At 72.2% G+C, this 26,452-nt stretch carries 22 protein-coding genes; 20 read left to right on the forward strand and 2 right to left on the reverse strand.

From position 1 onward, the window contains the following. Window positions 1-258 precede the first annotated feature (258 nt). The gene (locus Q0994_RS08510) at window positions 259-816 is read right to left on the reverse strand and encodes a carbonic anhydrase (RefSeq protein WP_299531066.1); all 558 of its coding nucleotides are present in this window, start codon (window positions 814-816) and stop codon (window positions 259-261) included. A 403-nt stretch (window positions 817-1,219) separates the two neighbouring features. Between Q0994_RS08510 and rsmH the strand changes: the two genes are divergently transcribed. From rsmH to Q0994_RS08590, 16 genes are all read left to right on the forward strand, one after another. Continuing rightward, window positions 1,220-2,185, forward strand: coding sequence for a 16S rRNA (cytosine(1402)-N(4))-methyltransferase RsmH (rsmH, locus tag Q0994_RS08515; RefSeq protein WP_299531069.1), 966 nt, complete (start codon window positions 1,220-1,222; stop codon window positions 2,183-2,185). A 22-nt stretch (window positions 2,186-2,207) separates the two neighbouring features. After that, window positions 2,208-2,780, forward strand: coding sequence for a septum formation initiator family protein (locus tag Q0994_RS08520; RefSeq protein WP_299531072.1), 573 nt, complete (start codon window positions 2,208-2,210; stop codon window positions 2,778-2,780). Between the two features lie 4 nt (window positions 2,781-2,784). After that, a complete protein-coding gene (locus Q0994_RS08525; protein ID WP_299531074.1) occupies window positions 2,785-4,764 on the forward strand; it encodes a penicillin-binding protein 2 in 1,980 nt (659 codons plus the stop codon). A gap of 242 nt (window positions 4,765-5,006) precedes the next feature. Next, window positions 5,007-6,578 carry a UDP-N-acetylmuramoyl-L-alanyl-D-glutamate--2,6-diaminopimelate ligase gene (locus Q0994_RS08530; RefSeq protein WP_299531076.1) on the forward strand — a complete coding sequence of 524 codons (1,572 nt, stop codon included), beginning with the start codon at window positions 5,007-5,009 and terminating at the stop codon, window positions 6,576-6,578. A gap of 4 nt (window positions 6,579-6,582) precedes the next feature. Next, window positions 6,583-7,989 (forward strand): UDP-N-acetylmuramoyl-tripeptide--D-alanyl-D-alanine ligase, encoded by a 1,407-nt coding sequence (gene murF, locus Q0994_RS08535; RefSeq protein WP_299531078.1) that lies wholly within the window; start codon window positions 6,583-6,585, stop codon window positions 7,987-7,989. Continuing rightward, window positions 7,986-9,056, forward strand: a complete 1,071-nt coding sequence (gene mraY / locus Q0994_RS08540; RefSeq protein WP_299531080.1) for a phospho-N-acetylmuramoyl-pentapeptide-transferase — start codon at window positions 7,986-7,988, stop codon at window positions 9,054-9,056. Before murF ends, mraY begins: the two co-directional genes overlap by 4 nt. After that, entirely contained in the window at window positions 9,038-10,477 is a 1,440-nt protein-coding gene (murD, locus tag Q0994_RS08545; protein ID WP_299531082.1) for a UDP-N-acetylmuramoyl-L-alanine--D-glutamate ligase, read from the forward strand. Before mraY ends, murD begins: the two co-directional genes overlap by 19 nt. A 98-nt stretch (window positions 10,478-10,575) precedes the next feature. Next, window positions 10,576-12,015 (forward strand): putative lipid II flippase FtsW, encoded by a 1,440-nt coding sequence (ftsW, locus tag Q0994_RS08550; protein WP_299531085.1) that lies wholly within the window; start codon window positions 10,576-10,578, stop codon window positions 12,013-12,015. Between the two features lie 6 nt (window positions 12,016-12,021). Beyond that, on the forward strand, window positions 12,022-13,116 hold the full coding sequence (gene murG / locus Q0994_RS08555) for an undecaprenyldiphospho-muramoylpentapeptide beta-N-acetylglucosaminyltransferase (RefSeq protein WP_299531088.1): 1,095 nt from the start codon (window positions 12,022-12,024) through the stop codon (window positions 13,114-13,116). Between the two features lie 49 nt (window positions 13,117-13,165). Continuing rightward, window positions 13,166-13,960 (forward strand): cell division protein FtsQ/DivIB, encoded by a 795-nt coding sequence (locus Q0994_RS08560; RefSeq protein WP_299531091.1) that lies wholly within the window; start codon window positions 13,166-13,168, stop codon window positions 13,958-13,960. A 285-nt stretch (window positions 13,961-14,245) separates the two neighbouring features. Continuing rightward, window positions 14,246-15,457 (forward strand): cell division protein FtsZ, encoded by a 1,212-nt coding sequence (ftsZ, locus tag Q0994_RS08565; RefSeq protein WP_299531094.1) that lies wholly within the window; start codon window positions 14,246-14,248, stop codon window positions 15,455-15,457. Between the two features lie 44 nt (window positions 15,458-15,501). Beyond that, the gene (pgeF, locus tag Q0994_RS08570; protein WP_299531336.1) at window positions 15,502-16,224 is read left to right on the forward strand and encodes a peptidoglycan editing factor PgeF; all 723 of its coding nucleotides are present in this window, start codon (window positions 15,502-15,504) and stop codon (window positions 16,222-16,224) included. A gap of 3 nt (window positions 16,225-16,227) precedes the next feature. Then, window positions 16,228-16,947, forward strand: coding sequence for a YggS family pyridoxal phosphate-dependent enzyme (locus tag Q0994_RS08575; protein WP_299531097.1), 720 nt, complete (start codon window positions 16,228-16,230; stop codon window positions 16,945-16,947). A gap of 125 nt (window positions 16,948-17,072) precedes the next feature. Next, window positions 17,073-17,690 (forward strand): cell division protein SepF, encoded by a 618-nt coding sequence (gene sepF / locus Q0994_RS08580; protein WP_299531100.1) that lies wholly within the window; start codon window positions 17,073-17,075, stop codon window positions 17,688-17,690. 88 nt (window positions 17,691-17,778) lie between these two features. Then, complete coding sequence (locus Q0994_RS08585) at window positions 17,779-18,063, forward strand: YggT family protein (protein ID WP_299531102.1); 285 nt, start codon at window positions 17,779-17,781, stop codon at window positions 18,061-18,063. A gap of 49 nt (window positions 18,064-18,112) precedes the next feature. Next, window positions 18,113-19,246 carry a DivIVA domain-containing protein gene (locus Q0994_RS08590; RefSeq protein WP_299531104.1) on the forward strand — a complete coding sequence of 378 codons (1,134 nt, stop codon included), beginning with the start codon at window positions 18,113-18,115 and terminating at the stop codon, window positions 19,244-19,246. A gap of 348 nt (window positions 19,247-19,594) precedes the next feature. Here the strand turns inward: Q0994_RS08590 and ileS are convergent, their stop codons facing one another. Continuing rightward, entirely contained in the window at window positions 19,595-22,741 is a 3,147-nt protein-coding gene (gene ileS, locus Q0994_RS08595; protein ID WP_299531106.1) for an isoleucine--tRNA ligase, read from the reverse strand. A 791-nt stretch (window positions 22,742-23,532) separates the two neighbouring features. Between ileS and Q0994_RS08600 the strand changes: the two genes are divergently transcribed. From Q0994_RS08600 to Q0994_RS08615, 4 genes are read left to right on the forward strand one after another with little or no spacing between them, the layout of a single operon-like run. After that, window positions 23,533-24,198, forward strand: coding sequence for a TraR/DksA C4-type zinc finger protein (locus tag Q0994_RS08600; protein WP_299531338.1), 666 nt, complete (start codon window positions 23,533-23,535; stop codon window positions 24,196-24,198). A gap of 56 nt (window positions 24,199-24,254) precedes the next feature. Further along, window positions 24,255-24,893: a signal peptidase II gene (gene lspA, locus Q0994_RS08605; protein ID WP_299531108.1), complete on the forward strand. Its 639-nt coding sequence runs from the start codon at window positions 24,255-24,257 to the stop codon at window positions 24,891-24,893. A 24-nt stretch (window positions 24,894-24,917) separates the two neighbouring features. Next, the gene (locus Q0994_RS08610; protein ID WP_299531110.1) at window positions 24,918-25,859 is read left to right on the forward strand and encodes an RluA family pseudouridine synthase; all 942 of its coding nucleotides are present in this window, start codon (window positions 24,918-24,920) and stop codon (window positions 25,857-25,859) included. Window positions 25,860-25,864: 5 nt separating this feature from the next. Beyond that, the gene (locus Q0994_RS08615) at window positions 25,865-26,350 is read left to right on the forward strand and encodes a GNAT family N-acetyltransferase (protein ID WP_299531339.1); all 486 of its coding nucleotides are present in this window, start codon (window positions 25,865-25,867) and stop codon (window positions 26,348-26,350) included. Window positions 26,351-26,452 lie beyond the last annotated feature (102 nt).

Genomic DNA, 26,452 nt, shown 5'->3' on the forward strand with positions numbered 1-26,452 from the left:
TCGGCCCCTCGCAAACGGGCCGGCGCCGTCACGACGGCCCGGCCCACCCCGGTGTACGGACACTCCGCCGGAGGACCCGGGGAGTGTCACCTCCGCATTCTCGTCGCCGTTACCGCTTCGTGTCACTCGCAGCCGGGCAACTCCGGGCGATATGTCGGATGTTGCCGTGATGTCGCCCTCGCTGGGGCGTCGCGGAGGCACGGACCGGGGTACGGGAGGCCGCGGAGGCGACCGGGGCGGACCGGGGGAGTCCGCGGGTCAGGAGGCCGGCAGGATCTCGCGGAGCAGGCCGGTGGTCACGTCGAAGACGAAGCCGCGGATGTCGTCGGTGTGCAGCAGGAAGGGCGAGGTGCGCACCCGCTGCATCGACTGGCGCACGTCCTGGTCGGCGTCGGAGTACGCCTCGACGGCCCAGACCGGGCGCTGGCCGACCTCGGCCTCCAGCTCCTGGCGGAAGCCCTCGGTCAGCGATTCGAGGCCGCAGTTGGTGTGGTGGATCAGTATCACGCTGCGGGTGCCGAGCGCCCGCTGGCTGATCGTGAGCGAGCGGATCACGTCGTCGGTGACCACGCCGCCGGCGTTGCGGATGGTGTGGCAGTCGCCGAGGTTCAGGCCGAGCGCGTCGTGCAGGTCGAGGCGGGCGTCCATGCAGGCGACGACGGCCACCTGGAGAACCGGGCGGGCGTCCATGCCCGGGTCGCTGAACTCTTCGGCGTACCGGGCGTTCGCCTCGACCAGACGGTCGGTGACGGTGCCGCCGGAACGGGCCGCGGTGGCGGTGGCGGGTTCGGGAGCGGGGTGCGCGGAAGTCGACATGGGGATGACGTTAGCCCGACCCGGCCCCCGGGGCGTCGCCGGGACACCGGAGAGCGTCGTCCATCGGGGGTGTTGTGAGGTAATCCACAAGGCGGATGATCTGTCATCCGTACGAGTGGGCTTCGGTGCTCGGACAGGTGGACGACGCGCCAGGGGGTCCGGTGAATCGGCGTCGGTCGGACGGCGGGATGGCAGGGTGGACTAAAGTGACGCGAAGTTACCGACCGAGCCTGCACCTGCATATTCCGTTTTTCCCCCGTGATGTGCGGCCCACGCGCGGCCCGGCCCTCTCCCGCTCACGGTCGGCCGACGCCCCTTCCCCGGCGCCGGCCCACCTCCCCTTCTGAGCGGGCGGGGACCCGGCCGCACGTGCCGCCCGCGGGACTGAGCCTGAGAGGGCGCTGTGAGCCAGACCCGACACGTCCCGGTGATGCTCCACCGGTGCCTGGACCTGTTGGCCCCGGCTCTGGAGGCCGACGGCCCCGACGCACCGGTGGTCGTCGACTGCACCCTCGGGCTCGGCGGCCACAGCGAGGCCCTGCTCGCACGCTTCCCCTCCGTGCGGCTGATCGGGCTCGACCGGGACAAGGAGGCGCTGCGGCTCTCCGGCGAGCGCCTCGCCCCGTACGGCGACCGGGCCACCCTCGTGCACGCCGTCTACGACGAGCTGCCCGACGTCCTCGCCACGCTGTCCGTCCCCAAGGTCCAGGGCATCCTGTTCGACCTCGGCGTCTCCTCCATGCAGCTCGACGAGGCCGACCGCGGTTTCGCCTACGCCCAGGACGCGCCGCTCGACATGCGCATGGACCAGACGACGGGCATCGGCGCCGCCGAGGTCCTCAACACCTACGCGCCGGGCGAACTCGTCCGCATCCTGCGCGCCTACGGCGAGGAGAAGCAGGCGAAGCGGATCGTCTCCGCCGTGGTGCGCGCCCGCGAGAAGGAACCCTTCACCAACAGCGCCCGGCTGGTCGAACTGATCCGCGACGCCCTCCCGCAGGCCGCCAAGCGCACCGGCGGGAACCCCGCCAAGCGCACCTTCCAGGCGCTGCGCATCGAGGTGAACGGCGAGCTGACCGTGCTGGAGCGGGCGATCCCGGCCGCGGTGGCGGCGCTCGCCGTCGGCGGGCGGATCGCCGTGCTGTCCTACCAGTCGCTGGAGGACCGGCTGGTCAAGCAGGTCTTCGCGGCCGGCGCCGCCAACACCGCGCCGCCCGGCCTGCCGGTCGTCCCCGAGCGCTACCAGCCCCGCCTCAAGCTGCTCACCCGCGGCGCGGAGCTGCCGACGGAGGAGGAGATCGCCGAGAACCGGCGGGCCGCCCCCGCCCGGCTGCGCGGCGCGGAGCGGGTCCGCGAGGACGAGCGGTGACCGGCGGCGCGGGGGCGGTGCGGTGAACCGGTCGGCCGCCGAGCTGAAGGGCCGGGCCGGCAGGCTCGCCCGGCTGATGCCGTCGGGCCCCGGCAACGCCGCCCGCACCCCGTTCGTGCTGCTGGTCGTGCTGCTACTCGGCGGCGGACTGATCACGCTGCTGCTGCTCAACTCCGCGCTCAACGAAGGGTCGTTCGAGCTCAGCGAGGTCAAGAAGAAGACCACCGAGCTGACCGACGAGGAGCAGGCCCTCCAGCGCGACGTCGACGACCTCTCCCAGCCGGACGCCCTGGAGCGGCGCGCCCGCGAACTGGGCATGGTGCCCGGCGGCAGCCCCGCCTTCCTGGAACCCGACGGCACGGTGCGCGGCGAGCCGGCCGAGGCGACCGCCGAACCGATGCCCACGCCCGCCCCGACGCCCACCGAGGAGCCGGAGCCCGCCGCCGTTCCCTCCGCCTCCCCGTCCGGTCCCGCGCCGGCCGCCCCCGCGACCGCGTCCCCGGCCGGCGCCGGGGCCGAGGCGGAGACCGAGCCCGAAGCAGAGGCCGTGCAGTCCGGCACGGCCGTCCCGTCCCCGACGAGCCCCGGCAGGTGACGCAGTGCCGCCCCAGGAACCGCCGCGCCGCCGCGTGCCCGGCCCCGCCCGCCCCCGTTCCGGTACCGGCCGGCCCCGGCCCGCGGCGCGGCGCCCCCGGCCCGAGCCCGGCCGGCGCCCACCGGCCGGCGGACGCCGGCCGCCCCGCACCCTCAGGCTGGGCAGCCCCCGGCCCCGGCTCCGGCTGGTCAGCCTCGCCCTGACCCTGGTGATGACCGCCTTCGTGGTCCGGCTGCTCCAGGTGCAGGCGGTCGACGCGAGCGCGTACGCCGCGAAGGCCGAGCAGAACCGCTACCTGGAGTACACGGTGGCCGCCGAGCGCGGCGAGATCACCGACCGCAGCGGCATCGCGCTGGCCACCAGCGTGGACGCCCACGACATCACCGCCGACCCGCAGATGTTCACCCCCGAACAGAGCAAGGCGCCCGACGCCCCGCAGCAGGCCGCGGCGCTGCTGGCGCCGATCCTGGGCAAGGAGGCGGACGAGCTGGCGAAGAAGCTGTCCACCCCGAAGAGCCGCTACACCGTGCTCGCCCGGCGGCAGACCCCGCAGGTCTGGAAGCAGATCAAGGACCTCAAGGCGGTCTTCGCCGAGAAGGCGTCCGAGGACGCCGCCGCCGGCGGTCCCGGCGCCAACGTGCTGGCGGGCGTCCTCCAGGAGCCCACGACCAAGCGGGTGTATCCCAACGGGGATCTGGCCGCCGGGATACTGGGATTCGTCAACGCCGACGGCAAGGGCGGCGGCGGGCTGGAGTCGTCCCTGGACGAGGAGCTGTCCGGCGAGGACGGCACGGTCCGCTACGCCCAGGCCGGCGGCCGGCTGGTGCCCACCGCGGGCAAGCAGGAGACCCCGGCGGTCGAGGGCACCGACATGGAGCTCACCATCGACCGCGACATCCAGTGGGCCGCCCAGCGGGCCATCAGCGACCAGGTCGCGAAGTCCAAGGCGGACCGGGGCTATGTCATCGTGCAGAACACGAGGACGGGCGAGGTGCTGGCCATGGCCAACTCCCCGGGCTACGACCCCAACGACCTCGCGGCCGCCGACGCCACCTCGCTCGGCAACGCCGCCCTCCAGGACGTCTACGAGCCGGGCTCCACGGCCAAGGTGATGTCCATGGCGGCCGTGCTGGAGGAGGGCGTCGCCACCCCGGGCACCCACGTCACCGTGCCCAACCGGCTGCACCGGGGCGACCGCCTGTTCAAGGACGACATCGACCACCCGACCTGGTACCTCACGCTCAACGGCGTCCTGGCCAAGTCGAGCAACATCGGCACCATCCTCGCCACCGGCCAGCTCGGCAGGACGCAGGCCGAGGCCAACCAGGTCCTCTACTCCTACCTGCGCAAGTTCGGCCTCGGCTCGACCACCGGCCTCGGCTACCCGGGCGAGTCCAAGGGCCTGCTCGCGCAGCCGAAGGACTGGTCCACCTCGCAGCAGTACACGATCCCGTTCGGCCAGGGACTCTCGCTCAACGCGATGCAGGCGGCCTCCGTCTACTCCACCATCGCCAACGGCGGCGTACGGGTCGCCCCGACGCTCGTCCGCGGCACCACGGACGCCGACGGCGTCTTCACCGCCGCGCCCGAGCCGAAGAAGACCCGGGTGGTGAGCGAGAAGACCGCCAGGACGCTCGCGCAGATGCTGGAGTCGGTGGTCGGCGACGAGGAGGGCACCGGCACCAAGGCCCGCATCCCGGGCTACCGGGTGGCGGGCAAGACCGGCACCGCCAACCGGGTGGACCCGGTGAGCGGCGTCTACGACGGGTACACCGCGTCCTTCGCCGGGTTCGCGCCCGCCGACGACCCGGAGATCACCGTGTACTGCGCGATCCAGAACCCCACCCGGGGAAGCTACTTCGGCGGCCAGATCTGCGGACCGATCTACAAGCAGGTCATGGAGTTCGCGCTGAAGACCCTCCAGACCCGGCCCACCGGGGACGAGCCGCCGAAGCTGCCGGTCTCCTTCCGGCCGGGCGGCTGAGCGGCGCGGCGCCCCGCCCGCGCCGTCCCCGCCCGGCCCCCGGACACCCCGGGCCGCCCCGCCACACCCTTCCGTACCGCCCTAGGGAACTCTCCGTGACAACCATCTCCCCCGACCCCGGGAACCGGAACGAGAACTTCCGAAACCCCGGCCCCTCACTTCGCGGCGGGCCCGGTGGTCCCGGTACGCTCACCGCCGTGCCCCACGCTGATCAGTCCCGAACCACCCGGAAGGACGAGCCCGTGACGTACCCGGGAGCGCCCCGACCGGAACGCCTCCGGCCCACCCCGCTCGCCGGACTGGCCGCCCGGCTCGGCGTCGAACCGCCCGGCACGGGCGAGGTCACCGGCATCACCCACGACTCGCGGGCCGTCCGCCCCGGCGACGTGTACGCGGCCCTGCCCGGCGCCCGGATGCACGGCGCCGACTTCGTCGCCCAGGCCGCCGGCCTCGGCGCCGCGGCCGTCCTCACCGACCCGACGGGCGCCGACCGCGCCGCCGCGACCGGTCTGCCGGTCCTGGTCGTGGACGACCCCCGCGGCCGGATGGGCGAACTGGCCGCCGAGATCTACGGACACCCGGGCGAGGCCCTGCTCCAGCTCGGCATCACCGGAACCTCCGGCAAGACCACCACCGCCTACCTCGTCGAAGGCGGACTGCGCGGCGCCGGACGCGCCACCGGCCTCATCGGCACGGTCGAGACGCGCATCGGCGACGAGCGCATCAAGTCCGAGCGCACCACCCCCGAGGCCACCGACCTCCAGGCCCTCTTCGCCGTCATGCGGGAGCGGAAGGTGGAGGCCGTCGCCATGGAGGTCTCCAGCCACGCGCTGGTGCTCGGCCGGGTCGACGGCTGCGTCTTCGACGTCGCCGTCTTCAACAACCTCAGCCCGGAGCACATGGAGTTCCACTCCGGCATGGAGGACTACTTCCAGGCCAAGGCGCGGCTCTTCACCCCGGAGCGCAGCCGGCTCGGCGTCGTCAACTTCGACGACGAGTACGGCCGCCGGCTCGTGACCGAGGCGGGCGTGCCGGTGACGACCTTCTCCGCCGAGGGCCACCCGGACGCCGACTGGCGCGCCGAGGACGTCGAGGTCGGCCCGCGCGACAGCACCTTCACCGTGGTCGGCCCGAAGGGCGAGAAGATCGCCGCCCGCGCCCCGCTGCCGGGCCCCTTCAACGTCGCCAACAGCCTCGCCGCCATCGTCACCCTGGCCGTCGCCGGAGTGGACCCGCAGACCGCCGCCGACGGCGTCGCCGCCGTCCCCGGGGTCCCCGGCCGGCTGGAGCGGGTGGACGCCGGGCAGCCGTACCTCGCCGTCGTGGACTACGCCCACAAGACCGACGCCGTCGAGTCGGTGCTGCGCTCGCTGCGCAAGGTCACCGAGGGCAGGGTGCACGTCGTGCTCGGCTGCGGCGGGGACCGCGACACCACCAAGCGCGGGCCGATGGGCGCGGCCGCCGCCCGGCTCGCCGACACCGCGGTGCTCACCTCCGACAACCCCCGCTCCGAGGACCCGCTGAGGATCCTCGCGGCGATGCTCTCCGGCGCCGCCGAAGTGCCCGTGCACGAGCGGGGCGACGTGCTGGTCGAGGCCGACCGCGGCGCGGCCATCGAGGCCGCCGTCGCCCGTGCCGAGCCCGGCGACACCGTGCTGGTCGCCGGAAAGGGCCACGAGCAGGGCCAGGACGTCCACGGGGTGGTACGCCCGTTCGACGACCGCGAGGTCCTGCGCGCGGCCGTCCTGCGGCGCCTGGCGGGCGCGAACGCCCCCGCCGCCGCCCCCAGTTCCGAGAACAACAGTCAGGGATGACCAAGTGATCGCCCTTTCCCTCGCCGAGATCGCCCACATCGTCGGCGGGCAGCCGCACGACATACCGGATCCGGCGGCCGTCGTGGACGGCCCGGTCGTCATCGACTCGCGGAAGGTGGAGCGCGGCAGCCTGTTCGCCGCGTTCGCCGGTGAACGCGTCGACGGCCACGAGTTCGCGCGCGGCGCGGTGGAGGCCGGAGCGGCGGCGGTGCTCGCCACCCGTCCCGTCGGCGTGCCCGCGATCGTCGTGGACGACGTCGTCGGCGCCCTCGGGGCCCTCGCCCGGACCGTGGTCGAGCGCCTCGGCGCCACCGTCGTCGCCCTCACGGGCTCCGCCGGCAAGACCTCCACCAAGGACCTCATCGCCCAGCTGCTGGAGCGCAAGGGCCCGACCGTCTACCCGCTCGGCAACCTCAACAACGAGATCGGCCTGCCCCTCACCGCCCTGCGCGCCACCTCCGAGACCGAGCACCTGGTCCTGGAGATGGGCGCCCGGTACGTCGGCGACATCCGCTACCTCACCGGACTCGTCCCGCCCCGTATCGGCCTGGTCCTCAACGTCGGCACCGCCCACATCGGCGAGTTCGGCGGCCGGGACCGGATCGCCCTCGCCAAGGGCGAGATGGTCGAATCGCTGCCCGAGGACGGGGTCGCCGTCCTCAACATCGACGATCCGCTCGTGCGCGCGATGGCCTCGCGCACCAAGGCCCGCGTCGTCCACTTCGGGGAAGCCCCGGAAGCGGACGTACGGGGAGAGAACGTACGGCTCACGGCCGACGGACACCCCGCATTCCGCCTCCACACACCCACCGGGTGCAGCGAGGTGACGATGCGCCTGTACGGTGAGCACCACGTGTCGAACGCGCTCGCCGCGGCCGCCGTCGCCCATGAGTTGGGCCTGTCCGTGGGTGAGATCGCCGAAGCGCTCTCCGAGGCGGGCACCCTCTCCCGCTGGCGCATGGAGGTCACCGAGCGACCGGACGGCGTGACGGTCGTCAACGACGCCTACAACGCGAACCCCGAATCCATGCGAGCCGCACTGCGCGCGCTCGCCGCCATGGGCCGGGAGAGGCGGACCTGGGCGGTGCTCGGTCAGATGGCCGAGCTCGGGGACGACTCGCTCGCCGAGCACGACGCGGTCGGACGGCTCGCCGTCCGGCTCAACGTCAGCAAGCTCGTCGCTGTCGGGGGACTGGAAGCCTCCTGGCTGCGTCTGGGCGCTTACAACGAGGGTTCGTGGGGTGAGGAGTCGGTGCACGTGTCCGACGCGGAGGCGGCCGTCGACCTGTTGCGCAGTGAACTGCGCCCGGGAGACGTCGTACTGGTGAAGGCGTCCCGGTCGGTCGGCCTGGAGAAGGTCGCCCAGGCACTGCTGGAGAACTCGACCGAGGGCGAGGTCACCGGCCGATGAGGCAGATCCTCTTCGCGGGGGCCATAGGGCTCTTCCTGACCCTGGTCGGTACCCCGCTGCTGATCAAGCTCCTGGCCCGCAAGGGCTACGGGCAGTTCATCCGGGACGACGGGCCGCGCACCCACGGGAGCAAGAAGGGCACGCCCACGATGGGCGGCATCGCCTTCATCCTGGCGACGATCCTCGCGTACGTCCTGGCGAAGGTCATCACGGGCGAGGACATGCGCTTCTCCGGCGTTCTCGTCCTCTTCCTGATGACCGGGATGGGCCTCGTCGGCTTCCTCGACGACTACATCAAGATCGTCAAGCAGCGTTCGCTCGGCCTGCGGGCGAAGGCGAAGATGGCCGGCCAGCTGATCGTGGGCATCGCCTTCGCGGTGCTCTCGCTCCAGTTCGCCGACGCCCGCGGCAACACCCCGGCCTCCACCAAGCTCTCGTTCGTCGAGGACTTCGGCTGGTCGATCGGCCCGGTCCTGTTCGTCGTCTGGGCGCTGTTCATGATCCTGGCGATGTCCAACGGCGTGAACCTGACGGACGGTCTGGACGGCCTGGCGACCGGGGCGTCGGTGATGGTCTTCGGCGCGTACACCTTCATCGGGCTGTGGCAGTTCCAGGAGTCCTGCGCCAACGCGGCCGGACTCACCAACCCCAGCGCCTGCTTCGAGGTGAGGGACCCGCTCGATCTCGCGGTGGTCGCCTCCGCGCTCATGGGCTCCTGCTTCGGCTTCCTGTGGTGGAACACCTCGCCCGCCAAGATCTTCATGGGCGACACCGGTTCGCTCGCGCTCGGCGGCGCCCTCGCGGGTCTCGCGATCTGCTCCCGCACCGAGTTCCTGATGGCCGTCCTCGGCGGCCTGTTCGTGATGATCACCATGTCCGTGGTCATCCAGGTCGGTTCGTTCAAGATGACCGGCAAGCGGGTCTTCCGGATGGCGCCCCTCCAGCACCACTTCGAACTCAAGGGCTGGTCCGAAGTCCTCGTGGTGGTCCGGTTCTGGATCATCCAGGGCATGTGCGTCATCGTCGGACTGGGCCTCTTCTACGCAGGATGGGCAGCAAAGAAGTGAGCAACGCGGACTGGCAGGGCAAGCACGTCACGGTCGCCGGGCTCGGAGTCAGCGGAATCCCCGCCGCCCGCGCCCTGCGCGGCCTGGGGGCCCGCGTCACCGTCGTCGCCGACGGCGACGACGCGCGCTCCCGCGAGCAGGCCGCCGCCCTGGAGGCCGACGGCGTCACCGTCCGCCTCGGCGACGGCGACACCCTGCCGCCGTCCACGGAACTCGTCGTCACCGCACCCGGCTGGAAGCCCGGCAAGCCGCTGTTCCTCGCCGCCGCCGAGGCGGGCGTCCCCGTCTGGGGCGACGTCGAACTCGCCTGGCGGCTGCGGGGGGCCGACGGCCGCGAGCCCGCACCCTGGCTCGCGGTCACCGGCACCAACGGCAAGACCACCACCGTGCGGATGCTCGCCTCCATCCTGGAGGCGGCCGGCCTGCGCACCGCCGCCGTCGGCAACATCGGCGTCTCGCTGCTGGACGCGGTCCTCGGCGAGGAGACGTACGACGTCCTCGCCGTGGAGCTCTCCAGCTACCAGCTGCACTGGGCGCCTTCGCTGCGCGCCCACTCGGCGGCAGTGCTCAACCTGGCCCCCGACCACCTCGACTGGCACGGCTCCATGGAGGCGTACGCCGCCGACAAGGGACGGATCTACGAGGGCAACGCGGTGGCCTGCGTCTACAACGCCGCCGACCCGGCCACCGAACACCTGGTGCGCGAGGCCGACGTCGAGGAGGGATGCCGGGCCATCGGCTTCACCCTGGCCGCCCCCGCCCCCTCCCAGCTCGGCGTGGTCGACGGCATCCTGGTCGACCGGGCCTTCGTCGCCGACCGGCACAAGCAGGCCCAGGAACTGGCCGAGGTCTCCGACGTCCGGCCGCCCGCCCCGCACAACATCGCCAACGCGCTGGCCGCCGCGGCGCTGGCCCGCGCCTACGGCGTCAAGCCGGCCGCGGTCCGCGACGGGCTCCGCGCCTTCCGCCCGGACGCCCACCGCATCGAACACGTGGCGGACGTCGACGGGGTCGCGTACGTCGACGACTCCAAGGCCACCAACACCCACGCCGCCGAAGCCTCCCTGGCCGCCTACGACCCGATCGTCTGGATCGCCGGCGGCCTCGCCAAGGGCGCCGCCTTCGACGACCTCGCATCCGGCGCGGCGAAGCGGCTGCGGGGCGCGGTCCTGATGGGCCGCGACCGGGCCCTCATCCGGGAAGCCCTCGCGCGACACGCCCCCGAGGTACCGGTGGTCGAGCTCGCACGGACCGACACTGGGGCGATGTCCGAGGCGGTCGCCGAGGCCGCGCGGCTCGCCCGGCCCGGCGACACCGTGCTGCTGGCACCGGCCTGCGCCTCGATGGACATGTTCACCAACTACAACAAGCGGGGCGAGGCGTTCGCGGACGCGGTCCGCGCACGCGCCGACGGCGCCTGACGGGACCGGTCTCCGCGCCGCGGCGTCCCGGTGACCCCGGGACACCCGTCCGGGCCGGGCGCCCGGCCCCGGTACGAGCAGTGGAGGGGACAGCGACAATGCCGGCCGACGAGAGCCCCGCCGTACGCGGAACGCGCCGCGCACCCGCGGACGCGGTGAGGACGGACGGGCCGCTCGCCGCTGCCGGAGCCGGACGCGCCCCCGGCACGGCGCCCCGCGGCCGGGCCGCCGCCGGGTCCGGGCGTGCCGTCCCCCGCGCCGCGCCGGCCGGCCGCCCGTCCCGGACCCCGGCACGGTCCGGCGGCAGGGGCGGGCGACGGCTCTTCGAGCAGGCGCGCCGGGCCTGGGACCGCCCGCTCACGGCCTACTACGTGATCCTGGGCTCCAGCCTCCTCATCACGGTGCTGGGCCTCGTGATGGTCTACTCCGCCTCGATGATCAAGGCGCTGGAACTCGACAAGCCCAGCACCTGGTTCTTCCGCAAGCAGTTCCTCGCCGCGGTCATCGGCGGGGTGCTGATGCTGATCGCCGCCCGGATGCCCGCCAAGCTGCATCGCGCGCTCGCCTACCCGCTGCTGCTGGGCGCCGTCTTCCTGATGATCCTGGTCCAGGTCCCCGGCATAGGGATGTCGGTCAACGGCAACCGGAACTGGCTCTACCTCGGCGGACCGTTCCAGTTGCAGCCCAGCGAATTCGGCAAGCTGGCCCTGATCCTGTGGGGCGCCGACCTGCTGGCCCGCAAGCAGGACAAGCGGCTGCTGACCCAGTGGAAGCACATGCTGGTGCCGCTGGTCCCGGTCGCGTTCATGCTGCTCGGCCTGATCATGCTCGGCGGCGACATGGGAACTGCGATCATTCTCACCGCGATCCTGTTCGGCCTGCTCTGGCTCGCGGGCGCCCCCACCCGGCTCTTCGCCGGCGTCCTCGCCTTCGCCGGGGCCATCGGCTTCCTGCTGATCAAGACCAACCCCAACCGCATGTCGCGGCTGGCCTGCATGGGTGTGAGCGAACCCGACGCCTCGGGCGGCTGCTGGCAGGCCGCGCACGGAATCTACGCCCTCGCCTCCGGTGGCTGGTTCGGATCGGGGCTCGGGGCGAGTGTGGAAAAATGGGGGCAACTCCCGGAACCGCACACGGACTTCATCTTCGCCATCACCGGGGAGGAACTGGGTCTGGCGGGGACGCTGTCGGTCCTCGCCCTCTTCGCGGCTCTAGGCTATGCGGGTATCCGCGTGGCCGGACGCACGGAGGACCCCTTCGTGAGGTACGCCGCGGGAGGCGTGACCACCTGGATCACGGCGCAGGCCGTGATCAACATCGGTGCGGTGCTCGGTCTGCTGCCGATCGCCGGGGTCCCGCTCCCGCTGTTCTCCTACGGAGGGTCGGCCTTGCTGCCGGCCATGTTCGCGGTCGGGCTCCTGATCGCGTTCGCGCGGGAGGATCCCGCCGCGAAGACGGCCCTGGCCATGCGGAAGCCCGGGGTGAGATGGAAGACGATGAGACGGCGCGTCACGAAGCGTACGTCCGGAGAGCGGTGAATTTCGGTGCATGTCGTACTCGCAGGCGGGGGGACCGCCGGCCACATCGAGCCCGCGCTGGCCCTCGCGGACGCCCTGCGCAGGCAGGACCCGACCGTGGGCATCACCGCCCTCGGGACCGAACGCGGCCTGGAGACCAGGCTCGTGCCCGAGCGCGGCTACGAACTGGCGCTGATCCCCGCCGTTCCGCTGCCGCGCAAGCCCACCCCCGAGCTGATCACCGTACCGGGGCGGCTGCGCGGCACGATCAAGGCGGCCGAGCAGATCCTCGAACGCACCAAGGCGGACTGCGTCGTCGGCTTCGGCGGCTACGTCGCGCTCCCCGGCTACCTGGCCGCCAAGCGGGCCGGGGTGCCGATCGTGGTCCACGAGGCGAACGCCCGTCCGGGCCTCGCCAACAAGATCGGTTCGCGGTACGCGCACGGCGTCGCCGTCTCCACGCCGGACAGCAAGCTGCGCGGCGCCCGCTACATCGGCATCCCGCTGCGCCGCACCATCGCCACCCTGGACCGGGCCCGCGTCCGGCCCGAGGCGCGCGCCGCGTTCGGTCTCGACCCCAACCTGCCCACGCTGCTGGTCTCCGGCGGCTCGCAGGGCGCCCGGCACCTCAACGAGGTCGTCCAGCGCGTCGCGCCGCTGCTCCAGCGCTCCGGGATCCAGATCCTCCATGTGGTCGGTCCGAAGAACGAATTGCCGCGTATCGACAACATGCCGGGAATGCCCCCCTACATCCCGGTACCGTACGTGGACCGGATGGACCTCGCGTACGCCGCGGCCGACATGATGCTCTGCCGCGCGGGCGCGATGACCGTGGCCGAACTCTCCGCCGTCGGGCTGCCCGCCGCCTACGTTCCGCTGCCGATCGGCAACGGCGAACAGCGGCTCAACGCCCAGCCGGTGGTGAACGCCGGAGGCGGTCTGCTCGTGGACGACGCGGCGCTCACCCCCGAGTGGGTGCAGGGCAATGTCCTTCCGGTGCTGTCCGACCCGCACCGGTTGTACGAAATGTCCCGTGCTGCCGCGGAGTTCGGCCGGCGCGACGCCGACGACCTGCTCGTCGGCATGGTGTACGAGGCGATCGCCGCACGCCGCCAGGCGTGAGGCCCTGCGGACCCGGGGCGGGAGCCCCGGGTCCGGCGAAGGAGCGAGCGTGGCCGGACCGACGACCGCACAGCCCGGCTCGGACAAGCGGGCGGACACCCCCGCGCGCCCGCCGCACGCCGGTCCGGCGCGGCGGCGCCCCAACCGCCGGCTGACCCTGCTGCTGGCCGCCGTCGCGGCCGTCCTGCTCGCGGCCGGGGCGATCTGGGCGCTCTACGGCTCCTCCTGGCTGCGGGTGGAGCGCGTCACCGTCTCCGGCACGGACGTGCTGACGGCGAAGGAGGTCGAAGCGGCGGCGGCCGTCCCGGTGGGCGACCCGCTGGTCTCCGTGGACACCGGCGCGCTGGAGAAAAGGTTGCGCCAGAAGTTGTCTCGTATCGACACGGTGGATGTCGTTCGGTCATGGCCGCACAGCATCGGACTTAAGGTGATCGAGCGAAAGCCGGTCCTGCTGGTGGAAAAGGGCGGAAAGTTCGTCGAAGTGGACGGAGAAGGTGTCCGTTTCGCCACGGTGTCCGCCGCCCCCGCGGGAGTCCCGCTGCTGGAACTGGAGCCCGAACCGTCCGCGAGTCTGCGACGGTTCGGCGGTGACGGTCTGTTGCGCGAGGCGGTCCGGGTGGCCGGCGACCTGCCGGACAGGGTCGCGGGGAAGACCGTGAAGGTGCGGGTCTCCTCGTACGACGCGATCTCGCTGGAGCTGGCCGACGGGCGCGACGTGGTGTGGGGAAGCGGTGAACAGGGTGCGGAGAAGGCGAAAGTCCTCACCGCTCTCATGAAAGCGGCTCCCAAAGCCGGACACTTCGACGTGAGTGCACCCACCGCGCCCGCGGTGTCGGAGAGTTGACGCGTATGTTGCCTGGCCAGCACCCTGGTTGGTCAGCGCTACGGGTGATCACATAGGGTGAAAAGAAAAACGGGAGGTTCGGCGTGTTCGTTGAACGTGCGCCACTTGTCGACTTAGTGTCCTGTTCGGAAGAGTCCAAGAAGTCCAAGTAGCGGACACACTGGTAACCCTAAACTTGAGCGTTAGGGTTTGGGTCGGCGTTCGGACCGTCCCCATCGACATCAGTCGTCGCCCCGGTATACCCGGCGAGCGACGACACGTAACTCGAGGCGAGAGGCCTTCGACGTGGCAGCACCGCAGAACTACCTCGCAGTCATCAAGGTCATCGGTGTCGGCGGCGGTGGTGTCAATGCCATCAACCGAATGATCGAGGTCGGTCTCAAGGGCGTCGAGTTCATCGCCATCAACACGGACGCGCAAGCCCTGTTGATGAGCGACGCCGACGTCAAGCTCGACGTCGGCCGCGAACTGACCCGCGGCCTCGGCGCCGGGGCCAACCCGGCAGTCGGTCGCAAGGCGGCAGAGGACCACCGTGAGGAGATCGAGGAGGTCCTCAAGGGGGCCGACATGGTCTTCGTCACCGCAGGAGAGGGCGGCGGCACCGGCACCGGCGGCGCGCCCGTCGTCGCCAACATCGCCCGCTCGCTGGGCGCCCTGACGATCGGCGTGGTCACCCGCCCGTTCACCTTCGAGGGCCGGCGACGCGCGAACCAGGCGGAGGACGGCATCGCCGAACTCCGCGAAGAGGTCGACACCCTCATCGTCATCCCCAACGACCGCCTGCTGTCCATCTCGGACCGTCAGGTCAGCGTCCTGGACGCCTTCAAGTCGGCGGACCAGGTCCTGCTCTCCGGCGTCCAGGGGATCACCGACCTCATCACCACCCCCGGCCTGATCAACCTCGACTTCGCCGACGTCAAGTCGGTCATGTCCGAGGCCGGATCGGCGCTCATGGGCATCGGCTCCGCCCGCGGCGACGACCGCGCGGTGGCCGCCGCGGAGATGGCGATCTCCTCGCCGCTCCTGGAGGCGTCCATCGACGGCGCCCGCGGTGTCCTGCTCTCCATCTCCGGCGGCAGCGACCTCGGTCTCTTCGAGATCAACGAGGCCGCCCAGCTGGTGAGCGAGGCGGCGCACCCCGAGGCGAACATCATCTTCGGCGCGGTCATCGACGACGCGCTCGGCGACGAGGTCCGGGTCACCGTGATCGCCGCGGGCTTCGACGGCGGCCAGCCGCCGGCCCGCCGGGAGAACGTGCTCGGCGCCAACTCCGCCAAGCGCGAGGAGTCCCCGCAGCCCCCCAGGGCCGCCGAGCCGGTCCGCCCGAGCGGCGGACTGGGATCGGTCCCCCCGCGCGACGAGGCCCCGGCCCCGGTCGAGCCCGCCCCGGTGGCGAACGACAACCTGCCGCCGGTCAGCCCGCCGCACGTCCCGCCGGCCCGTCCCTACCAGGACAGCCAGGTCGAGGAGCTGGACGTTCCGGACTTCTTGAAGTGATAGACCGGCACCAGGCAGTGCCCGCGGACCCCGAGCGGTTCGCGGTGGCCCGTACGCGCGGCGCGAACTTCGCCTTCACCGACCGGTGGGGCGGAGTGAGCGCCGCTCCGTACGAGGAGCTCAATCTCGGCGGCGCGGTCGGAGACGACCCCGCCGCCGTGCTGGCGAACCGGGCCCGCGCGGCCGGTTCGCTCGGCCTCGACCCGGCCGATGTCGTCTGGATGAACCAAGTGCACGGGCGCGACGTCGCCGTCGTCGAGGGTCCGTGGACCGACGGCGAGGCGGTCCCGGCCGTCGACGCGGTGGTGACCGCCCGCCGCGGCCTCGCGCTCGCGGTGCTCACCGCCGACTGCACGCCCGTCCTGCTCGCCGACCCGGCCGCCGGGGTCGTCGCCGCCGCCCACGCGGGCCGTCCCGGCCTGGTGGCCGGGGTGGTGCCCTCGGTGGTCGCCGCGATGAGGGACCTCGGGGCCGAACCCGCCCGGATCGTCGCGCGCACCGGCCCGGCGGTCTGCGGCCGGTGCTACGAAGTCCCGGCCGCGATGCGGGCGGAGGTCGCCGCGACCGTCCCCGCCGCCTGGTCCGAGACGAGCTGGGGCACCCCGGCTCTGGACGTCACCGGCGGGGTCCACGCGCAGCTCGCCGAACTCGGCGTGCGGGATCTGCGGGCCGCGGACGTCTGCACGCGGGAATCGCGCGACCACTTCTCCTACCGGCGCGACCGCACCACGGGGCGGCTCGCCGGATATGCATGGCTGGACGGATAGGGCATGACGGACCGTAAGCAACAACTCGCCGACAACCTGGCACGGGTTGAGGAGCGTCTGACCTCCGCCTGCGCCGCGGCCGGACGCGGGCGGGACGACGTGACCCTCATCGTGGTCACGAAGACCTACCCCGCGAACGACGTGCGAATCCTGCACGGACTCGGCGTCCGCCACGTCGCGGAGAACCGGGACCAGGACGCCGCCCCCAAGGCCGCGGAATGCGCGGACCTGTCGCTCACCTGGCACTTCGTCGGTCAGTTGCAGACCAACAAGGTCCGTTCCGTGACCGGTTATGCCGATATGGTGCAGTCGGTCGACCGTTTGAAGCTGGTCGCCGCGCTGTCGGCGGCGGCGGAGCGCCAGGGCCGCGAACTCGGCTGCCTGATCCAGGTCGCGCTGGACGCGGAGAGCGGCGGACGCGGCGAGCGGGGCGGGGTCGCCCCGGAGGAAGTCGCCGCTCTCGCCGACGCGGTGGCGGCGGCGCCGGGACTGCGGCTCGGCGGACTGATGACCGTCGCGCCGCTCGCCGGGCCCTACGCGGGACGGCAACGGGCCGCGTTCGACCGGCTGATGGAAATCTCATCCCGCCTGCGCGACGACCATCCTGCTGCGAACATGGTCTCCGCGGGGATGAGTGCGGACCTCGAGGACGCGGTGGCGGCCGGAGCGACACATGTACGCGTCGGTACGGCGGTACTCGGAGTCCGACCCCGGCTCGGGTAACGTCGCGAAGCAAGTCGGACCACAGTACAAAATATGGTCATTCCCGCTCAAAACGGGCAGGCCACCGTGGATCGCTGGCACTTGGTGACGAATGCCGATCCACCACAGAGCGGAGGACTCGGAGCATGGCCGGCGCGATGCGCAAGATGGCGGTCTACCTCGGCCTCGTGGAGGACGATGGGTACGACGGTCCGGGGTTCGACCCCGACGATGAATTCGAACCCGAGCCGGAGCCCGAGCGCGACCGGCGACGGCACCAGCCTCCGCATCAGGTGGAGCGCGAACGCGAACGGGACGAACCGGTACGAGTGGTGCAACCCCCCGCCCCGCGCGAGCCAGTTCAGCTTCCGGCGGACAGCGGGCGACCCGCCCGGATCGCACCCGTGGCGTCCATCACACCTGAACGTCCCCACATGGAGAAGAACGCACCCGTGATCATGCCCAAGGTCGTCTCCGAGCGGGAGCCGTACCGCATCACCACACTGCACCCCAGGACCTACAACGAGGCCCGTACCATCGGGGAACACTTCCGTGAGGGCACTCCGGTGATCATGAATCTCACGGAGATGGACGATACGGACGCGAAGCGACTTGTCGACTTTGCCGCGGGACTCGTCTTCGGGCTTCATGGCAGCATTGAGCGAGTGACGCAGAAGGTGTTCCTGTTGTCGCCTGCTAACGTCGATGTCACGGCGGAGGACAAGGCCCGCATCGCAGAGGGCGGATTCTTCAACCAGAGCTGAGACACGACAACGGGAACGACCGGCCGAAGGGCCGGAGCCGGCCGCGAGGCCGGAGCTACGAGAGCCAGGGGAGAGGGAAGCGCGGACAATGGGCGTCGCACTCGATGTGGTCTATATCGCGCTGATGTGTTTCCTCATCGTGCTGATCTTCCGGCTGGTCATGGACTATGTCTTCCAGTTCGCACGTTCATGGCAGCCAGGCAAGGCGATGGTGGTCTTCCTGGAGGCCACCTACACGGTCACCGATCCACCGCTCAAGCTTCTGCGGCGGTTCATCCCGCCGCTGCGTCTCGGGGGCGTGGCACTCGACCTGTCCTTCTTCGTTCTGATGATCATCGTCTACATCCTGATCAGCATCGTGATCAGGTTGTGAGCGATACGGTCTTGCCGACTGCCGACGACTACGTAGAGGTGAAGAAGAGATGCCGCTGACCCCCGAGGACGTGCGGAACAAGCAGTTCACGACCGTCCGCCTCCGAGAAGGCTATGACGAGGACGAGGTCGATGCCTTCCTCGACGAGGTCGAGTCGGAGCTGACCCGGCTGCTCCGCGAGAACGAGGACCTGCGGGCGAAGCTCGCCGCCGCCACGCGCGCGGCCGCGCAGAACCAGCAGCAGCAGGGCATGCGCAAGCCGCCGGAGCAGCAGGACCGGCCGGGGGCCCCCGTCCCCGCCGCCATATCGGGTCCGCCGGTCCAGCAGCAGCAGGCCCCCCAGATGGGCCCGCCGCAGCTGCCCGCCGGTCCCAGCGGCCAAGGCCCCCAGGGTGGCCACGGTCCCGGCCCGCAGGGTCCCGGCCCGATGCAGGGCGGTCCCATGGGTGGCCCGATGGGCGGCCCCATGGGCGGCCACGCGCCGCAGCAGATGCAGCAGATGCAGCAACAGCAGCAGATGCAGCAGATGCAGCAGCAGCAGATGCAGCCGCCGCAGCAGCAGGGCCCCGGCGGCGACAGCGCCGCCCGTGTCCTCTCGCTCGCGCAGCAGACGGCCGACCAGGCGATCGCGGAGGCCCGTTCCGAGGCCAACAAGATCGTCGGCGAGGCGCGCAGCCGCGCCGAGGGCCTGGAGCGGGACGCCCGCGCCAAGGCGGACGCGCTGGAGCGGGACGCGCAGGAGAAGCACCGCGTGGCGATGGGCTCGCTGGAGTCGGCCCGCGCGACGCTGGAGCGCAAGGTCGAGGACCTGCGCGGCTTCGAGCGCGAGTACCGCACCCGCCTGAAGTCGTACCTGGAGAGCCAGCTGCGTCAGCTGGAGACCCAGGCCGACGACTCGCTGGCGCCGCCGCGCACCCCGGCAGCCGCCTCGCTGCCGCCGTCGCCTTCGCTGGCTCCGGCCGGTGCGGGCGCCATGGGCCACGGCATGGGCTCCGGCAACCACGGTGGTCAGCAGATGGGCGGCAACCCGTCCATGGGCGCGGGTCCGTCCTACGGCGGGCAGCAGCAGATGTCGCCCGCGATGACGCAGCCGATGGCACCGGTGCGGCCGCAGGCGCCGCAGCCGATGCAGCAGGCGCCGTCGCCGATGCGCGGCTTCCTGATCGACGAGGACGACAACTGAGCGGGGCGCGCTCCCTGAGCGCGTAGCCGTCGGCAGGCAAAGGGCCGGGTCCTGGGGATTTCCCCGGGGCCCGGCCCTTTGCCGTGGGCCGGGCCCGTGCGGGGGCTCCGCCCCGGCCCCGCGCCTCAAGCGCCGACGGGGCTGGGCGGGTTCGCCTCAGGCGCCGGCGGGGCTGGAATGGTGCGGGAGCGGTCGGGAGCGGGCGGGTGCGACCGGGCGGGGCCCTGCGCCTCAAGCGTCGGCGGGGCTGGGTTGGTGCGGGAGCGGTCGGGAGCGGGCGGGCGGGCGGGATGTGCCGCGGGCCCGGCCGGAGGGTTCCGGGCGGGCCCGCGGGTGGGACGGGGTGGGTCAGACGGTCTTGCGGAGGCGGAAGGTCAGGGCGAGCGGCTCGTCCGTGAACGGGGAGCCGTAGCTCTCGTCCGCGTCGCCCTGCGCGTAGTCCAGGGCCAGCACCTCGTCCGCGATGAGCGCCGCGTGCTCGGTGAGTGCCTCGGCCGTGGCCGGGGAGGCGGACGTCCAGCGGACCGCGATCCGGTCCGCCACGTCCAAGCCGCTGTTCTTGCGGGCCTCCTGGATCAGGCGGATCGCGTCACGGGCCAGGCCCGCGCGGCGCAGCTCCGGGGTGATCTCCAGGTCGAGGGCGACCGTGGCGCCGGAGTCGGACGCCACCGACCAGCCCTCGCGCGGGGTCTCGGTGATGATGACCTCGTCCGGGGCGAGCGTCACCGTCTCGCCGTCCACCTCCACCGACGCCCGGCCCTCGCGCAGTGCGAGGGAGAGCGCGGCGGCGTCGGCCTCGGCGACGGCCTTGGCGACCGCCTGGACGCCCTTGCCGAACCGCTTGCCCAGCGCGCGGAAGTTGGCCTTGGCCGTGGTGTCGACCAGCGAACCGCCCACTTCGGAGAGCGAGGCCAGCGAGGAGACGTTGAGCTCCTCGGTGATCTGCGCCCGGAGGTCGGCCGGCAGCGCCTCGAAACCGGAGGCGGCCACCAGGGCGCGGGAGAGCGGCTGGCGGGTCTTGACGCCGGACTCGGCACGGGTGGCGCGGCCCAGCTCCACCAGGCGGCGCACCAGGGCCATCCGCGAGGACAGCTCCGGGTCCACGGCCGCCGGGTCGGCGACGGGCCACGACGACAGGTGGACCGACTCGGGGGCGTCGGGGTCGACCGGGACGACCAGGTCCTGCCAGACCCGCTCGGTGATGAACGGGGTCAGCGGGGCCATCAGCCGGGTGACCGTCTCGATGACCTCGTGCAGCGTCCGCAGCGCCGACGCGTCGCCCTGCCAGAAGCGGCGCCGGGACCGGCGCACGTACCAGTTGGACAGGTCGTCGACGAAGGCGGAGAGCAGCTTGCCGGCCCGCTGGGTGTCGAAACCGTCGAGCGCCTGCGTCATCCCGTCGACGAGCGTGTTCAGTTCGCCGAGCAGCCAGCGGTCCAGGACCGTGCGGTCCGCGGGCGCCGGGTCGGCGGCCGACGGGGCCCAGCCGGAGGTGCGGGCGTAGAGGGCCTGGAAGGCGACGGTGTTCCAGTAGGTCAGCAGCGTCTTGCGGACGACCTCCTGGATCGTGCCGTGACCGACCCGCCGGGCCGCCCACGGCGAACCGCCGGCCGCCATGAACCAGCGGACCGCGTCGGCCCCGTGCTGGTCCATCAGCGGGATCGGCTGGAGGATGTTGCCCAGGTGCTTGGACATCTTCCGGCCGTCCTCGGCGAGGATGTGGCCGAGGCAGACCACGTTCTCGTACGAGGACTTGTCGAAGACCAGGGTGCCGACGGCCATCAGCGTGTAGAACCAGCCGCGGGTCTGGTCGATGGCCTCCGAGATGAACTGCGCCGGGTAGCGCGACTCGAAGATTTCCTTGTTCTTGAACGGGTAGCCCCACTGCGCGAACGGCATCGAACCCGAGTCGTACCAGGCGTCGATGACCTCCGGGACGCGGAACGCCTCCAGTTGGCAGTTCTCGTGGGTGCAGGTGAACGTGATCGCGTCGATGAACGGGCGGTGCGGGTCCAGGCCGGACTGGTCGGCGCCGGTCAGCTCCGTCAGCTCGGCGCGGGACGCGACGCAGGTGAAGTGGCCGTCCTCGCAGCGCCAGATGGGCAGCGGGGTGCCCCAGTAGCGGTTGCGGGAGAGCGCCCAGTCGACGTTGTTGTTCAGCCAGTCGCCGAAGCGGCCGTTCTTGACCGAGTCCGGGAACCAGTTGGTCTTCTCGTTCTCCTGGAGCAGCCGGTCCTTCACCGCCGTGGTGCGGATGTACCAGGACGGCTGCGCGTAGTACAGCAGCGCGGTGTGGCAGCGCCAGCAGTGCGGATAGCTGTGCTCGTAGGGGACGTGGCGGAACAGCTTGCCGCGCGCGGCCAGGTCCTCGGTGAGCGCCTCGTCGGCCTTCTTGAAGAAGACGCCGCCGACCAGCGGGACGTCCTCCTCGAAGGTGCCGTCCGGGCGGACCGGGTTGACCACGGGCAGGCCGTACGCCTTGCAGACCAGGAGGTCGTCGGCGCCGAACGCGGGGGACTGGTGGACCAGACCCGTGCCGTCCTCGGTGGTGACGTACTCGGCGTTGACGACGTAGTGCGCCTCGGCGGGGAAGTCGATGAAGGTGAACGGGCGCTCGTAACTCCAGCGCTCCATCTCGCGGCCGGTGAAGGTCTCGCCGGTCGGCTCCCAGCCCTCGCCGAGCGCCTTCTCCAGCAACGGCCGGGCGACGACGAGCTGTTCCTCGCCGTTGGTGGCGACCACGTAGGCGACGTCCGGGTGGGCCGCGACGGCGGTGTTGGAGACCAGGGTCCAGGGGGTCGTCGTCCAGACCAGCAGCGAGGCCCGGCCGGCCAGCGGGCCGGAGGTCAGCGGGAAGCGGACGAAGACCGAGGGATCGACGACCGTCTCGTACCCCTGGGCCAGCTCGTGGTCGGAGAGACCGGTGCCGCAGCGGGGGCACCAGGGGGCGACGCGGTGGTCCTGGACCAGCAGGTCCTTGTTGAAGATCTCCTTCAGCGACCACCACACGGAGTCGACGTACTCCGGGTCCATGGTGCGGTAGGCGTCGTCCATGTCGACCCAGTAGCCCATGCGGGTCGTCAGCTCGGCGAAGGCGTCGGTGTGGCGGGTCACCGACTCGCGGCACCGGGCGTTGAACTCGGCGATGCCGTACGCCTCGATGTCCTTCTTGCCGGTGAAGCCCAGCTCCTTCTCGACCGCCAGCTCGACCGGCAGGCCATGGCAGTCCCAGCCGGCCTTGCGGCCGACGTGGTAGCCCTGCATGGTGCGGAAGCGGGGGAAGACGTCCTTGAAGACGCGGGCCTCGATGTGGTGGGCGCCGGGCATGCCGTTGGCGGTCGGCGGGCCCTCGTAGAAGACCCACTCGGGGCGGCCCTCGGACTGTTCGAGGCTCTTGGCGAAGACCTTGGCCTCGCGCCAGAAATCGAGCACGGCGTGCTCCAGCGCGGGCAGGTCGACCTGGGCGGGCACCTGGCGGTACAGCGGCGATGTCATGTTCGGGCTTCCTCCGGCGGACGTCTTCCACTTCCGTCGGAGGGACGAGAGCGACTGGGCTCCCGCGGTACCACCCTCCTTGGCCCCGGGCGTGTGCCCGTGGCCCCCTCATTGGGGTGCGACGCCGGTTCTACTGGCTCCGCGTCTGCGGGCGGGGCCCACGGGCTGGAGCGTTCTTCCGGCGGCTCAGGGGTGATATTCACGGCGCGCTCGCCCCCGGGCTCCCACCGTCCCCGGGTCGCTCTGGGCTGCGTACGACGCTACTCGTCCCGTCGATGCCTCTCGCTGCGCCCAGTGTACGGGGACGGACAGGGCCCGGCCGACCCGTTTCCGCGGGGCGCGGCGGTGACCCGAATGGCCAGGGGGCGTCCGGCGTGCGCGGGAGGGCGCGCGGGGCGGATTACCGGGCGGGGAGCTGGGAACAACGTCAGGCAGGTGCGACGCGACCGGGCGGGGGAGGGGTCCGGAGGCGGCGTGCCCCGTTGCCGCGGACCCGGGGTCGACTTATCGTCCCAGAACGATGCGCGTGCAAGATCACAATATGTGAAGGGGCCGCGGCCATGGTGGCGAAGAAGACCGCCGCAGGGACAACGGAGTCCGCCGGGACGGAGTCCCCGCACGACGCGGGTGCCACCGCCGCGGCCGGCTCCCCGGACGCGTCCGGGGAGGCTCCGGCGGAGCACGGCGCGGCGAAGAGGACCGCCACGAAGAAGACGGCCGCCACGAGGAGGACGGCCAAGAAGGCGGCCGCGAAGAAGACCCCGGCCGAGAAAGCCCCGGCGAAGAAGGCGGTGAAGAAGGCGGCGGCGAAGAAGGCCCCGGCGGAGAAGACGGCGGCCGGGGAACCGGCCGGGGACGCGGCGACGACGACCGCGGCGAAGCAGGGAGCGGCCGGCGACGAGCGCGCGGCCGCGAAGAAGGCCGCGCCCGCGGCCACGGAGGCGGCCGGTGCCGCCGTGCAGACAGGAGACCAGACGGTGGCAGTGAAGAAGAGCGCGGCCCGGACCACGGCCACCTCCCCGACCGCGACGGCGGTGCCCCCGGCCCGCGCCGCGGCCCCCGGCGAGCTCGCGGTACGGCCGGGCGAGGACCCCTGGACGCCGGAGGAGGTCGAGTTCGCCCGCGCGGAGCTCACCGGCGAGTCCGAACGGCTGCGCAACGAGCTGGAGGCGTCCGGGCTGGCCCTGGCCGGACTGATGCGCGACTCCGGGGACGGGGCCGGGGACGACGAGGCCGACACCGGCACCAAGAACATCACGCGCGAGCACGAGCTCTCCCTGGCCGCCAACGCCCAGGAGATGCTGGAGCAGACCGACCGGGCGCTGGCCCGGCTCGACGCCGGCACCTACGGGCTCTGCGAGATCTGCGGCAAGCCGATCGGCAAGGCCAGGATGCAGGCCTTCCCGCGCGCCACCCTCTGCGTCGAGGACAAGCAGAAGCAGGAGCGGCGGGGCTGACGCGGCGGCGGTGTCGTACTCTCGTCGTCAGTCGGCACCTAGCTCGAGGGACTCACGTGGCAGAGGCGGAGCGCATCATCGAAACGCCGGGCATTCCTGACGCCGGGGGCGGCGAGTCCCAGGGCGACCACGGGTCCGGCGCCCCCTCCGGCGGCGCCGCGGAGCCGGAGGCCGCCGCACCCGAGGGCGAGGCCGCACCCGGCGGCAAGGGGCGGCGGCGGATCGTCGCCCTGTTCGTCGTGGCCGTCGTCGCCTACCTGCTCGACCTGGTCAGCAAGATGATCGTGGTGGCCAAGCTGGAGCACCGGGAGCCGATCGAGATCTTCGGCCAGTGGCTGAAGCTGGACGCACTGCGCAACCCCGGCGCCGCGTTCGGCATGGGCGAGGCGTTCACGGTGGTCTTCACCGTGATCGCCGCCGGCGTGATCGTGGTCATCGCCCGCATCGCGCGCAAGCTCTACAGCCTGCCCTGGGCCCTCGCCCTCGGCCTGCTCCTCGGCGGCGCGCTCGGCAACCTCACCGACCGCGTCTTCCGGGCCCCCGGCGTCTTCGAGGGCGCGGTGGTCGACTTCATCGCCCCCGCCCACTTCGCCGTCTTCAACCTCGCCGACTCCGCGATCGTCTGCGGCGGCATCCTCATCGTGATCCTCTCCTTCCGCGGTCTGGACCCCGACGGCACCGTGCACAAGGACTAGCGGGCGCAAGGCATACTCGGTCAGGTGAGTACGCACCCCGAGATCCGCACCCTGCCCGTACCGGACGGCCTGGAAGGCGAGCGTGTCGACGCCGCCATCTCCCGGATGTTCGGTTTCTCCCGCACCAAGGCCGCCGAGCTGGCCGCCGCCGGGAAGGTGCAGGTGGACGGTTCGGTCGTCGGGAAGTCCGAGCGGGTGCGGGGCGGTGCCTGGCTGGAGGTCGAGATGCCGCAGGCGGCCGCCCCGGTCCAGATCGTCGCCGAGCCCGTCGAGGGCATGGAGATCGTGCACGACGACGACGACATCGTGGTGATCGTGAAGCCGGTGGGCGTCGCGGCCCACCCCAGCCCCGGCTGGACCGGCACCACCGTGATCGGCGGCCTCGCGGCGGCCGGGTACCGGATCTCCACCTCCGGCGCCGCCGAGCGCCAGGGCATCGTGCACCGGCTCGACGTCGGCACCTCGGGCCTGATGGTGGTCGCCAAGTCGGAGCGCGCCTACACCCTGCTGAAGGCCCAGTTCCGCGACCGCGTCGTGGAGAAGAAGTACCACGCGCTGGTGCAGGGCCACCCGGACCCGATGAGCGGCACGATCGACGCCCCCATCGGCCGGCACCCGAACCACGACTACAAGTGGGCGGTGACCGCCGAGGGCAAGCCCTCCGTCACGCACTACGACCTGATCGAGGCGTACCGCTCCGCGAGCCTGCTCGACATCAAGCTGGAGACCGGCCGCACCCACCAGATCCGGGTCCACATGGCCGCCCACCGCCACCCCTGCGTGGGCGACCTCACCTACGGCGCGGACCCCACGATGGCCAAGCGGCTCGGGCTGACCCGGCAGTGGCTGCACGCGGTGAGGCTCGGCTTCGAGCACCCCTCGGACGGCAGCTGGGTCGAGTTCTCCAGCGGCTACCCGGCCGACCTGCAGAAGGCCCTCGACACCATCGAGGCGGAGAGCGAGTGAGCACCGTGCCGGACCAGGGCCTCATCCCGTACACCGTCCGCCGTGCCCTGGACGAGCAGGACCGTTCCGCCTGCTTCCAGATCCGCAAGGACGTCTTCGTCGGCGAGCAGAACGTGCCCGAGGAGATCGAGTACGACGCCTACGACGCGGACGCGGTGCACGTCGTCGCCTTCGCGGCGGACGGCACCGCGCTCGGCACCGGTCGGCTGCTGCACGGCCCCGCCGCGGCGTCGAAGACCGGCGGCGACACCGCGGTCGGCTCGCTCGGCCGTCTCGCCGTCTCGCGGGTGGCCCGCGGCCTGGGGGTCGGCGCGGCGCTGGTGCGCGCGATCGAGGACCAGGCGGCGCTCCTCGGGCTCACCGCCGTCGACCTGCACGCCCAGACCCATGCGCTCGGCTTCTACGAGCGGCTCGGCTACGCCGCGTACGGCCCGGAGTTCCCGGACGCCGGCATCCCGCACCGCGCGATGCGGCGCGTGCTCGGCGGCTGACCACCGCCCGCCCCCGCCCGCCCTTGCGGGCGGGGAGAGACGGCGTGGCAGGGTGGTAGGCATCGCCCGGCCGGCCGCCGGGCGCTGCCGCACCCGTTTCGG

The organism is uncultured Streptomyces sp. (assembly GCF_947488945.1).
In the GTDB taxonomy this organism is placed as follows: domain Bacteria; phylum Actinomycetota; class Actinomycetes; order Streptomycetales; family Streptomycetaceae; genus Streptomyces.